Origin of the sequence: Roseateles sp., from assembly GCF_039595295.1 — a bacterium.
In the GTDB taxonomy this organism is placed as follows: domain Bacteria; phylum Pseudomonadota; class Gammaproteobacteria; order Burkholderiales; family Burkholderiaceae_C; genus Roseateles.
This window is the reverse complement of record NZ_JBCNLU010000069.1, coordinates 1-11,883: the sequence shown is the minus strand read 5'-3', so window position 1 is coordinate 11,883 and position 11,883 is coordinate 1. Positions and strand designations below refer to the sequence as shown.

11 protein-coding genes are annotated in these 11,883 nt (G+C 67.6%); all 11 read left to right on the top strand.

What is annotated here, in order from left to right:
- A partial coding sequence (locus ABDW59_RS23965) for a HipA domain-containing protein (RefSeq protein WP_343633895.1) occupies positions 1 to 383 on the top strand: 383 nt, incomplete at its 5' end.
- Between the two features lie 83 nt (positions 384 to 466).
- Complete coding sequence (locus ABDW59_RS23960; protein ID WP_343633893.1) at positions 467 to 1,765, top strand: patatin-like phospholipase family protein; 1,299 nt, start codon at positions 467 to 469, stop codon at positions 1,763 to 1,765.
- A gap of 73 nt (positions 1,766 to 1,838) precedes the next feature.
- The gene (gene trmB, locus ABDW59_RS23955; protein ID WP_343633891.1) at positions 1,839 to 2,582 is read left to right on the top strand and encodes a tRNA (guanosine(46)-N7)-methyltransferase TrmB; all 744 of its coding nucleotides are present in this window, start codon (positions 1,839 to 1,841) and stop codon (positions 2,580 to 2,582) included.
- Positions 2,583 to 2,690: 108 nt separating this feature from the next.
- Positions 2,691 to 3,920, top strand: a complete 1,230-nt coding sequence (gene coaBC, locus ABDW59_RS23950) for a bifunctional phosphopantothenoylcysteine decarboxylase/phosphopantothenate--cysteine ligase CoaBC (RefSeq protein ID WP_343633890.1) — start codon at positions 2,691 to 2,693, stop codon at positions 3,918 to 3,920.
- Positions 3,921 to 3,966: 46 nt separating this feature from the next.
- Positions 3,967 to 4,416 carry a dUTP diphosphatase gene (gene dut / locus ABDW59_RS23945; RefSeq protein ID WP_343633888.1) on the top strand — a complete coding sequence of 150 codons (450 nt, stop codon included), beginning with the start codon at positions 3,967 to 3,969 and terminating at the stop codon, positions 4,414 to 4,416.
- Positions 4,417 to 4,611: 195 nt separating this feature from the next.
- Positions 4,612 to 5,238: a hypothetical protein gene (locus ABDW59_RS23940; RefSeq protein WP_343633886.1), complete on the top strand. Its 627-nt coding sequence runs from the start codon at positions 4,612 to 4,614 to the stop codon at positions 5,236 to 5,238.
- Positions 5,238 to 5,789 carry a hypothetical protein gene (locus ABDW59_RS23935; RefSeq protein WP_343633884.1) on the top strand — a complete coding sequence of 184 codons (552 nt, stop codon included), beginning with the start codon at positions 5,238 to 5,240 and terminating at the stop codon, positions 5,787 to 5,789. The genes ABDW59_RS23940 and ABDW59_RS23935 overlap by 1 nt, the downstream gene beginning before the upstream one ends.
- Positions 5,782 to 6,576, top strand: a complete 795-nt coding sequence (locus ABDW59_RS23930; RefSeq protein WP_343633882.1) for a hypothetical protein — start codon at positions 5,782 to 5,784, stop codon at positions 6,574 to 6,576. The genes ABDW59_RS23935 and ABDW59_RS23930 overlap by 8 nt, the downstream gene beginning before the upstream one ends.
- Positions 6,573 to 7,817: an HlyD family efflux transporter periplasmic adaptor subunit gene (locus tag ABDW59_RS23925; protein ID WP_343633880.1), complete on the top strand. Its 1,245-nt coding sequence runs from the start codon at positions 6,573 to 6,575 to the stop codon at positions 7,815 to 7,817. Before ABDW59_RS23930 ends, ABDW59_RS23925 begins: the two co-directional genes overlap by 4 nt.
- A 7-nt stretch (positions 7,818 to 7,824) precedes the next feature.
- A complete protein-coding gene (locus ABDW59_RS23920) occupies positions 7,825 to 9,957 on the top strand; it encodes a peptidase domain-containing ABC transporter (protein WP_343633878.1) in 2,133 nt (710 codons plus the stop codon).
- Between the two features lie 128 nt (positions 9,958 to 10,085).
- A complete protein-coding gene (locus ABDW59_RS23915) occupies positions 10,086 to 11,783 on the top strand; it encodes an Ig-like domain-containing protein (RefSeq protein ID WP_343633876.1) in 1,698 nt (565 codons plus the stop codon).
- The last annotated feature ends 100 nt before the right edge of the window (positions 11,784 to 11,883 follow it).

Genomic DNA, 11,883 nt, shown 5'->3' with positions numbered 1-11,883 from the left:
TGCTGGCCAACGGCGACGACCATCCGCGCAACACCGGCCTGCTGTTCGTCGACGGGGCCTGGAGGCTCTCTCCGGCCTTCGACATCGCGCCGTATGGCCTCGGCTTCGCCGGCAACCAGGCGATGGATCTGTCACGGTCCAGAACCCATGCAGCCCTGGCGGCGACCTACAACCTGATCGACGCCGCTCCCGATTACGGATACGACGCCGATGAGGCGCGAGAGTACATCTCGCACGCAAGACGCAAGGCGCCCGAGCTCTGGGCCGCTGAAGTGGCTGGCGCCGGATACGCCGAGCAAGACTTGCCCTTCGAGGCCCCCGTCTGGCTCGACATCGCGCCGCCCGCCGACGCGGCGACGCGACGCGGCGCCCGACGGCGCTGAGCGCCCGCATCCCTTCCGCCATCCCCCATTTGACGGGTGAACCTGTGACACCCGCCGGGCGGCTCCGGCGTAAGCTCCCGTCCATGCTGGACGCCAAGCCCAAGACCGGCCTGATCCTCACCGGAGGAGGCGCGCGCGCCGCCTACCAGGTCGGCGTGCTGGCCGCCATCGCCCAGCTGCGCCGCGACGCCTGCACCACCGGCGACAACCCCTTCCAAGTGATCGCCGGCACCTCGGCAGGCTCCATCAACGCGGCCACGCTGGCTTGCCAGGCGGACGACTTCTGCTCCGCGGTCGACGGTCTGATGTACATCTGGCAGAACATCCACGTCGACCAGGTCTATGCCGCCGATTCCTTCGGCGTCATCCGCACCGGCGCCAAGTGGCTGTCGATGATCAGCCTGGGCTGGGCGCTCAACCGCTGGCGCCGCACACGACCGCGCAGCCTGCTCGACAACACGCCCCTGCGCGGTCTGCTGGCCAAGTGGATCCAGATCGACCGGCTGGACGACATGCTCGCCCAGGGTCATCTGGATGCGCTCGCGGTGACCGGCTCCAGCTACAGCTCGGGCCACCACGTCACCTTCTATCAGACCCATCAGCAGATCGATCCCTGGATCCGGACGCAACGGCTGGCCGTGCGCGCGCCGCGGCTCTCGATCGAGCACCTGATCGCGTCCTCCGCCATCCCCTTCATCTTCCCGGCCGAGCCGCTGGAGCTCGGCGGCCAGGTCGAATGGTTCGGCGACGGCTCGATGCGGCAGACGGCGCCGATCTCGCCGGCCGTGCATCTGGGCGCGGACAAGGTGCTCATCATCGGCGCCGGCCGCATGCACGAGAGCGGCGGCGAGGGCAACCACACCCACGGCAACACCGGTCACCCCAGCCTGGCCCAGATCGCCGGCCATGCGATGTCCAACATCTTCCTGGACTCGCTGGCGGTGGACATCGAGCGGCTCAAGCGCATCAACAGCACGCTGTCGCTGCTGCCCAGCGAGGCGCTCGCCAACACCCCGCTCAAGCCGCTGGAGGCGCTGGTCATAGCGCCCAGCCGTCCACTGGACAGTCTGGCCGCCGAGCACCAAGGCGCGCTGCCGCCGGCCATCCGCGGTCTGCTGCGAGGCGTTGGCGTGCAGGGCGAGGGCGCGACGGCCAGCGGCTCGGCCCTGGTCAGCTATCTGCTCTTCGAGCCCGAGTACACCAACGAGCTGATCACCCTGGGCATGGCCGACACGCTGGCCCGCCGCGCCGAGATCCAGCAATTCTTCGACTGGCCGGCGCAGGCGCCGCAGGTGGATCCGGCGGCCATGCGCAAGCGCGCCGGCGGCTTCGCGCTGCAGATCCCGCCGCACCCGCCCGGACCGCCGCGGCTGGTGGCCTGAGCGCGGCGTCCGCGCGCGGCCCGGTAAACTCCCGCCCCTTGTTTTCGATCGCAGCCCGAAGCGGCTGAGCGCCATGTCCCTGCCCACGCCTCCCCACGACGAGCCCCTGGCCGAATCCGACGCGGACGGCCACCCGCATCCGAAGTCGCGCATCCGCAGCTTCGTCGTGCGCGCCGGCCGCATGGGCACCGGTCAGATCAAGGCGCTGGCGGAGCTCGGCCCGCAATTCGTGCTCCCGTTCAAGCCCGAGCCGCTGGACTACGCGCGCACCTTCGGTCGCCAGGCGCCGGTCGTCTTCGAGATCGGTTTCGGCATGGGCGGCCCGACCGCCCAGATCGCCCGCACGCTGCCCGACCACGACTTCATCGGCTGCGAGGTGCATGAGCCGGGCGTGGGCGCACTGCTCAAGCTGATCGGCGAGCAGGACATTCCCAACATTCGCATCTTCCAGCACGACGCCGTCGAGGTGCTGGACGCGATGATCGCGCCGGGCTCGCTGGCCGGCGTGCACATCTACTTCCCGGACCCCTGGCACAAGAAGCGCCACAACAAGCGCCGCCTGGTGCAGTCGCCCTTCGTCGCCAAGCTGGTCAAGCACCTGGCGCCCGGCGGCTACCTGCACCTGGCCACGGACTGGGAACCCTATGCCCAGCAGATGCTGGAAGTGCTGAGCGCCGATCCGGACCTGGTGAACACGTCCACGCGGGCGGACGGCTACTCGGACAAGCCGGCCTATCGCCCGCTGACCAAGTTCGAGAACCGCGGCCTGAAGCTGGGCCACGGCGTCTGGGATCTGGTGTTCAAGCGCAAGGGCTGACCTGGCGCCCGGCATCCGGGGTCAGGTCATGACCAAGGTCAGCACCCGCGCCCGTCGCAAGGCCATCTGGCCGAGGCGGTGCGGGGGGCGCTGGTAGAGTTCCGCCCCATGTCCGAATCCAATTCCCTCGCCGGCCGGCACATCCTGCTGGGCCTGTCCGGCGGCATCGCCTGCTACAAGATCGCCGAGCTGACGCGCTTGCTGGTCAAGGCCGGCGCCACGGTGCAGGTCCTGATGACCGAGGCCGCCGAGGCCTTCATCACGCCGGTCACGATGCAGGCCCTGTCCAACCGGCCGGTGTTCACCAGCCAATGGGATGCGCGTCCGGACAACAACATGGCGCACATCAACCTGACCCGCGAGGCCGACGTCATGCTGATCGCGCCCGCGAGCGCCGACATGATCGCCAAGCTGGCGCAGGGCCGTGCCGACGAGTTGATGTCGCTGACCGCGCTGGCGCGTCCGGCGCAGCGCTGCGCGCTGCTGCTCGCGCCGGCGATGAACCGCGAGATGTGGGCCCATCCGGCGACGCAGCGCAACCTGCGCCAGGTCGCGGCGGACGGCGCGGTGGTGCTGGGCGTGGGCAGCGGCGACCAGGCCTGCGGCGAGATCGGCGACGGTCGCATGCTCGAGCCGCAGCAGCTGCTGGAACACGTGATCGCGCATTTCCAGCCCAAGGTGCTGGCGGGCCGCAAGCTGCTGATCACGGCGGGCCCGACCTACGAGGCCATCGATCCGGTGCGCGGCATCACCAATCGCTCCAGCGGCAAGATGGGGTTCGCCATCGCGCGCGCGGCGGCGGAGGCGGGCGCGGAGGTGACGCTGGTCGCCGGTCCGGTCCATCTGCCCACGCCGCTGGGCGTGACCCGCATCGACGTGCAGAGCGCCCGTCAGATGCTGGAGGCGGTGCTTCCGCTGGCGGCGACGCATCAGGCCTTCGTCGCGACGGCGGCAGTGGCGGACTGGCGTCCGGCCACCACGCACGAACACAAGATCAAGAAGAACGCCAAGGCGGGCGAGGCGGTGGCGCCGGCGCTGGACCTGGCGGAGAACCCCGACATCCTGGCCACTGTCGCCGCGCTGCCGCATCCGCCGATGTGCGTGGGCTTCGCGGCCGAGAGCCAGGATCTGATCAAGCATGCGCGCGAGAAGCGCCAGCGCAAGAACGTCCCGCTGATCGTGGCCAACGTGGGCCCGGCGACTTTCGGGCAGGACGACAACGCGCTGACCCTGGTCGATGCCCGCGGCGAGCGCGAGCTCTCCCGCGCGGACAAGCTGACCCTGGCCCGCGAGCTGGTGCGCGAGATCGCGCAGCGGCTGACGACCTATACCGCTTGAAGCGCGGGCGTCGCGATCACTTTCGATTTCCCTTTCCGTTGACCTCATGACCACCATCGATCTGAAGGTGCTCGACCGCCGCATGGCCGAGCAACTCCCCGCCTATGCCACCACCGGCAGCGCGGGCCTGGACCTGCGCGCCTGCCTGGATGCGCCCATCACGCTGTCGCCCGGCGACACGACGCTCGTGCCCACGGGCCTGGCCATCCACATCGGCGATCCCGGCCTGGCCGCGATGATCCTTCCCCGCTCGGGCCTGGGCCACAAGCACGGCGTGGTGCTGGGCAACCTGGTCGGGCTGATCGACTCGGATTACCAGGGCCAGTTGATGGTCAGCGTGTGGAATCGCGGCAAGGACGTCTTCACCATCCAGCCGATGGAGCGCATCGCGCAAATGGTCATCGTGCCGGTCGTGCAGCCCAGCTTCCGCGTCGTCGAGGATTTCGACGCGTCCTCCCGCGGCGAAGGCGGTTTCGGCTCGACCGGCAAGAGCTGACCCGTCGAATACCCCCGATGGTCGATGGCCCGCCTTGGCGGGCCATTTTCATTTCGGCAATGAAGTTCCGATGATCTGAATATTCCGCCCCACTTGTTTGAGTTGGCTTTCATATGCTAGGGAAACAACCCTAGCGACATCGATAAATGTCGTCCGTAGATTCGCGTCTTCGCTTTTGATGTGACGAGGTGGGTGATGCGGGTGTTGGAACGGCATGAAATGAAGATCGTCTGCGGGGGATTCAGTTCTGATCCCTTCGAGCAATGGCGGGATGAGGGATTGAATGACGTCCTCGGCTGGATGAATGGCCGGGAATATGGCGACGAGGATTTCATGGGGGAGGCCTTCGGCGATTTGATGAGCCGAGGGTATGGGGATGCGCTGCATCGGGAGATGCTGGTGGAGATCCCGACGAATCTTCCGGCGAATCCCGATGGGTCGTTGATGGCGGCGATCACGGCCGGGTTGTTCGGCTTGATCGGAATGGATACCGGGTTTGATCCGCAGACGGGATTGCGCAGGGATGGTTTGCCGGCGGGTGCTGGTTGCGGAAACAAATCGACGGACTGGATCGTTCCGGATCGCATCGGGAATGTGGATCTGGTGGCGATCTGCCGTCGCCATGACCGGGGATACGCCGACCAGATCGGAAAGGACTTTGCCGATCTGATCTTCCGAAAGGAAGTGCACGATGCCTTCATCGATGCGGGGAAGCCGCGCTGGTATGCGGACCTGGTGGCGGATGTTTATTACACGGCCGTCAAGAATCTCGGCCAGGCGTCCTACGACGAGGCCGGCGCGAAGGCAGGAGTGCGGCATTGATGCGGCATCCGTTCACGCCATCGCGCCGTCGTCTTCTGACCTCCGCCGGCGGCCTGGCGACCGTCCTGGGTCTTGCCGGCTGTGGGTCGACCTCCGTCGGTGCTCCTCGCACGAGCGGCTATACCAGCAAGGTTGAGTTGGGTCTGAATGTCGCGGCGATCCCGGACTGGCAGACCCGGCATGCGGCGTATCGGGCCGTGGCTGATATCGAGGAGGCCATCCTGCTGCTCGGTCATTCCCGGTTGACGCCGGAGGAGATCGCAACCCGGCTCGAATGGACTTCGAATCTGCCGTTGCTGCTGTCGAAGGATGATCCGCCATACACCGATCAAACGCATGGAACGCTCAGGCGGGCCTATGTCTTCATGGGGGCGAGGTCGTGGGCCTTGCATGCGGACGGGACGCTCTCATTCGTCGCTCGATTCAGCTCCGTGGCGACTCGCGATTACTACGACGAAACACAGCGATACGAGTCGAGAAACTGCCGCTGGCGCTTGATTCGACAAGAGCGACGGAAGCTCGACAGTGCCGGTGGAGCTCACGATGATTGAGGCTGGCGACGACCCTTCCGAAGAGGCGGCCTCGGCCGTCATGCGCGGCGTCGGACAGTTGCGCCTGCCGCCGGAACGCAAGCGCCCGCTGATCGCGGCCTTGCGCGCCGTCGCGGACGACCTGCCCGGCGCCTGCTCCGTGCTCGTGGCGGGCAGCATCCTGACCGCCCCCCGGTATCTGGACATGGACCTGATGGTGATCAAGCCCGACACGCCGGACTTCCAGCGCGCCGTGCGGCTGGAGCGGATCGACGGGCTGAAGGCCGAGGTCTTCATCGAGTCCACCGGCACCGTCCTGCGCCGGTTGCATGCGGAGCAGCGGCTCAACCTGCATGGCTTGGCGGAGCTGCTGCTGCATGGCCGCGACTTGATGGGCGATTCCGACGAGCTCGCCGCGCTGCGGGAAATGGCGCTGGAGCTGCTGGAGGCGCCGCCCGCGCCCGCGTCGCGCGCCTATCTGGCGTTCCAGCTCCAGAACGCCGTCGATGCGCTCGGGCGCTGCGTCGCCGCGGGCGATCGTCTTGCGCTGACCTTCGACCTGCTCAACCTCATCCGGCAGAGCTTCCATCTGCTCAAGGGCCGGCGCAGCGAGGGCTGCCTGAAGCACTTCTTCCGGCGTCTTGCGCGCGAGCAATGGGCGCTCCATGCGAGCTTGCAGGACGCGATCGGCGCGTCGCTGAGCGGGGATGCGGCGCCGTTGTCGAGCTGGGTGCGTGAATGGATGAGCACGGAGTCGCTGCACGCGCCGCAGCGCCTGCGCATAGAGGCGTCGGGAGTCCATGCATGAGCCTGTTCCGCCCCGAAGCCCGCCGACCTGACCCGACGCGGCGGGCCCAGACTCTGGGGCTGCGCGTGGAGTCGGACCGCCAGCATCTGGCGCTGACATTGCTTGCACTGGGCTGCATCGCCGTGCTCATCGGCTCGCTCTTCGTCTGGGAGACCAAGCGCCGCGTGAAGGTCGTCGGCCGCATCTCGCCGCATGGCTCGACGGTGCGAATCGTGGCGCAAGGCGCCGGCATCGTCGTCGACGGGCCGCCGCGCGAGGGGCAGGCCGTGCGGGCCGGCGACTCGCTGCTGACGCTGTCGGCGGAGCGCACCGCCGCGGAGGGCGCCGCGGATCGCTCCGGTCTGGCGGCGCTCCAACGGCAGATGCAGCTCGCCGAGCGCCAGATCGAGACGACCGCTGACGCCTTCGCGCTGCAGCGCGGGCAGAAGACACGGCAACTTCGCGATCGCCAGGCGCAGGGGCGGCAGCTGGCGGCGCAGCGCGCCATCGAGGCAGAACGGGAACGGCTGCTCGCTCAGACGGCTGGCGTGAACGAGCGGCTGGCTGCGGAGGGCTTCATCTCGGCGGTCCAGCGCAATCAGAAGCAGGACGAATGGCTGAATCAGCGCTCGCGCGTGCTGCAACTGGACCGTGAGGCCAGCGCCAACGAATCCAACGCGCTGGCGCTGCAAGGGGAGATCGAGCTGCTCGGCGCCCAGGCGCAGATCGAGCGCCAACGGCTGGAGGGCGAGCTCTCGGCCATGCGTCGACAGCTGGGCGAGATGCAGCTGCGCTTGGGCACGCGGCTGCTGGCGCCGATCTCCGGCACCGCGACCGCGATCCAGGCCGCGCCTGGACAGGCGGTGGGGCAGGGCGCCGCCTTGCTCGCGCTGATCCCGACGAATGCCCGCCTGCAAGCGAAAGCGCTGGTGCCTTCGGCGGCGATGGGATTTCTGCGCGTGGGGCAGCAGGTCCAGCTGAGCTTCCTGGCCTTCCCGTCGTCCAAGTTCGGGCACCAGCTCGGGCGCGTCGCCAGCTTCAATGCGGCGACGGTGTCCTCCTCGGATCCCGCCACCGAGGACGGTCGACAGCGCGACCCGATGTACGAGGTCCTGATCGACCTCGATCGCCAGACCCTCGACGCCTACGGGCAGGCGCGCCGCATCCTGCCGGACATGCAGTTCGAGGCGCACATCGTCACCGACTCGCGCACCGTCTTCGAATGGATATTCGAGCCGCTGTTCGCGATGGCGCGTCGCTGAGGGCCTCATGTTCCGGCGCAAGAGACGGGTGCCCGTAGTGCGACAGGTCGAGACGGCCGAATGCGGTCTGGCTTGCCTCGCAATGATCCTGCGCCACCACGGGCGCGGCACCGAACTGGAGGAGCTCCGTCGGGCTTTCGGCGGATCGATGCGCGGCTTGTCGATCGAGGGGCTCGCTTCCTTGGCAGCGAGCTTCCGGATGGTCCCGAACCCCGTCCGCGTCGAGCTCGACGAGCTTCGGCAGTTGCGCGCGCCCTGCATCCTGCACTGGGCGTTCACGCATTTCGTCGTGCTGGTCGACGTTCACGTCGGTGCCGGCGCGGCGCATGCGGTCGTCAACGATCCGGCGGTGGGGCAGCGGCGTCTGTCGTGGGAGGAACTCTCCAGCGCCTTCACGGGCGTGGCGCTGGAGCTCGTGCCGGCCGAGGACTTCGAACGTCGACCACCCGCGCGCCGCTTCCCGGTGCTCCGGCAGTTCTGGGAATCGCCTGGCGTGCGGACGGCGGTGGTGCAGCTGGCGGCGGTGTCGCTGGGTGTGGAGCTGCTGGCCATGGCCGCGCCCTTGCTCCAGCAATGGGTGGTGGACGGCGTGGTGGCTACCGGCGACGCCGATCTGCTGACGACGCTGGCGCTGGCCTTCGCGCTCGTCGCGACCCTGAAGGCGGCGATCGGGCTGCTGCGCGATTGGGCCGCGCTGCGCTTCATGCATCTGGCCAACGAGCGCTGGATCCTCGGGACTCTGTCGCATCTGATGCGCCTGCCGTGCCGCTACTTCGAAGCGCGGCCGCTGGGCGAGGTCCTCGCCGGCTTTGCCTCCGCCAAGACCATCAGCCAGACCGTGTCCGCGCTGGTCTTCGTCACGGCGGCGGATCTGATCCTGATGGGCTTGGCGCTGGGTCTGATGCTGGCCTACAGCCCGGGCTTGAGCGCCTGCGTGATCGCGGGCTGCGCGCTTCAGGTCGCGCTCAAGGGGCTTGCCAACTTGGCCGTTTCCGACGCGGAGAACCGGCGCGCCGCCGAGGAGGGGCGCGAGCAGGCGCATGTCGTCGAGAGCGTGCGCGGGATTCGCGCGATCAAGGCGGCCAATCGCGAGGAGGATAGACGCGGCCATTGGCTGCGGCTGTTCGCGCGCGCGCATGCGCAGCGTTACCGCGCCGAGCGGATCAACGCGGCGGTCGAGGGCGCCAAGGGCTATCTGACGGCACTGGAGCTCATCCTGGTGCTCTTCCTGGGGGCGAAGGCGGTGCTCGCGCAGCAGCTGACGGTGGGCGCGCTGTTCGCCTTCACGATGTACCGCGGGCACTTCGCGGCGCGCTCGATGAAGGCGCTGGAGGCGGTGCTGCGGATGAGCCAGCTGAAGGCGCATGCGGCGCGGATGCAGGACGTCGTCGATCAGGCGCCGGAACACGCGGCCGGGTCGCGCCCCGGCGGCGCCGACGGGCTGCCCGCGACGATCGAGTTTCGCGATGTCGGTTTCCGGCCGTCGGCGGAATCGGGCTGGCTGATCCGCCATTGCTCCTTCCGCGTCGAGGCGGGCGAGCATGTCGCCATCACCGGAGAGTCGGGCTGCGGCAAGTCCACGCTGATGCGTTTGCTGTTGGGATTTGCTCAGCCGACGGAGGGCGAGATCCTGGTCGGCGGCGAGCCGATCGCCCGCTTGGGGCTGCGTGAGGTGCGGGAGATGTGCGCGTCGGTGCAGCAGGACGATGTGCTGTTCGCCGGCACGGTCGCGGAGAACATCGCCTTCCATTCGCCCGATGCGCAGCGCGAGCACGTCGAGTCCGCCGCCCGCAGCGCCGCGGTGCATGCGGCGATCCAGCGATTCCCGCTGGGCTACGACAGCTTCGTCGGCGACATGGGGCAGTCGCTGTCCGGTGGCGAGCGGCAACGCCTCCTGCTGGCGCGGGCCTTCTATCGGAAGACGCCGATCCTGCTGCTCGACGAGGCCACCAGCCATCTGGACGCGCTGCACGAAGCGCAGGTGATGCGCGCGATCGGGGGGATGGGGCGGACCTGTCTGTCCATCGCGCATCGGCGGCAGACGCTGGCAAAGGCGGATCGGGTGCTGGTGCTCCGGCGCGGCGGGCTGGTGGCCTGCGGTAATCTTTCGCGTCTGACTGCGCTGGAAGGCGAATCCTGACGTATCGAGGTGGGTCGACTGACCGACTCGGGTGATTGGATGCGCAATATTGAATGGAAGCGAGCTAGTGCCTCGCGGGGCGGTGCTAGCAAGACTCGCGACTTTTTCTTCAACCGAAAGCACAGCAGATGGCCGATTCCAAACTTCAGCGACCCGTGCAGTCCGAGATGACGCACGGCCACAAGGGTTCCGACGAGATGCGCGCGGCGAATGCCGCGGCGGCTCACAAGCGCAGGCCGGAGGAGGAGGTTTCCGACTCTGGCGAGAACGCCGAAGCTGCCGGCGGCGCGGATGCGGCGGTGGCCGATTCGACGGTGGTGGAGGCGGGCACGGCGCCCTCGGGCATGGGCTCGCTAGGGCTGACGGCGCTGGGCGGCTTGGGGCTGCTCGGCGTGGTGGCTGCCGCGGCTGGCGGCGGTGGTGGAAAGGATTCGACGCTCACGCCGCCCATTCAGCAACTGCCGGATCCGGTGATCCCTCAGCAGCCCAAGCCCGACGCTCCGAAGCCGCAGGAGCCCAAGCCGGAAGAGCCCAAGCCAGTGGAGCCGAAACCTGCTGAACCGAAGCCGGCGGAGCCGACGCCGGAGCAACCCAAGCCCGTTGAATCCAACCCGGAACAGCCCAAGCCGGTTGATCCGGTCGAGCCGATGCCGGAGCAACCGAAGTCTGACCCCAAGCCCGACGTCACGCCGCCGGAGACGAAGCCGGAAACGCCTTCTACCAGCGAGCCCACGACCCCCGACCAGCCCAAGCCTGTGGACGCGATTGAGCCGGTCTCGCAGCAGCCGGACCCCAAGCCCGACGTCACGCCGCCGAAGGTCACGCCCCCCGTCGTCACGCCGCCGACCGAGCCGACGGCGCCCCCGACGCCCAATCCGGTCGATCCTGCGCCCGAGCAGCCCAAGCCCGAAGCGCCGCCGCCGGACACCACGCCCCCCGCGAAGCCCGAGCTGGCGCTGAAGAACGACACCGGTGAAGCCGGCGACAACATCACCAGCGACGGCACGATCACCGTCTCAGGCTTGGAGGAGGGCGCGAGCTGGCGCTACAGCGAGGATGGGGGCAAGACCTGGCACCAAGGCGAGGGGGAGGAGGTCCCTGCGTCGCGATTCGAGGGGAAGCACGAGGTGAAAGTTGTTCAACTGGACCGCGCCGGCAATGAGAGCAGCGCGACCAATCTGCAATACACCCTGGACACCGGAGCACCAATGGCAGCGCTCAAGAACGATACGGCGCGCGAGCTCTATGACGATGCATTGGGAAAGTGGGTGTCCGAAGACCGCCATCTGCACGACGGCATTACCAAAGACGCCACAGTGACGCTGGCCGGTATCAAGGACGGCGCAACCTGGATGTATAGCGTCGACGAGGGCGCGTCTTGGAAGCAAGGTTCCGGCTCCGAGATCGCTGCCAGCGAGTTTGGAGAAGACGGTCAGAAGATCGTGTGGACCAAGCAGATGGTGACAACAACCACCGAGAGCGGAATCTCGACGTTCTCTTTCGTGCTCGATACGCATGCGATGCCGCTGACCATTGGGCTGAAGTCTTCGGAGTTGATGAATGACGCTGGCCTTGTTGCAAAGCATCCAGTGATCACGATTGAAGGCTTGGAGGATGATGGTGGGGTCGTGATGTCGCTCTTTGGCGGAGACCTTGGTTCACGGCCTGAAGTGGTCATCGGAAAGTCGGAACTCCCGTTGGACCTGCTGCCTGGGCAGTACAGAGTTGGAGAGGTGAGGCAGATCGATGCGGCTGGCAACGAGGTGTTTTCTCATCAAGTTCTCGACTTCACGGTCCCTCGGGCCTGTCCGAATTTCTGTGTGTGAGGCTCATTGGACCTTCACTGAGTTCGTGAAGCGGGTTGGCGATGTTACGGGGTCAGTTTCTTGAAGCGATCCTCGTAGAGGATGGCGAACTGGTTCATCG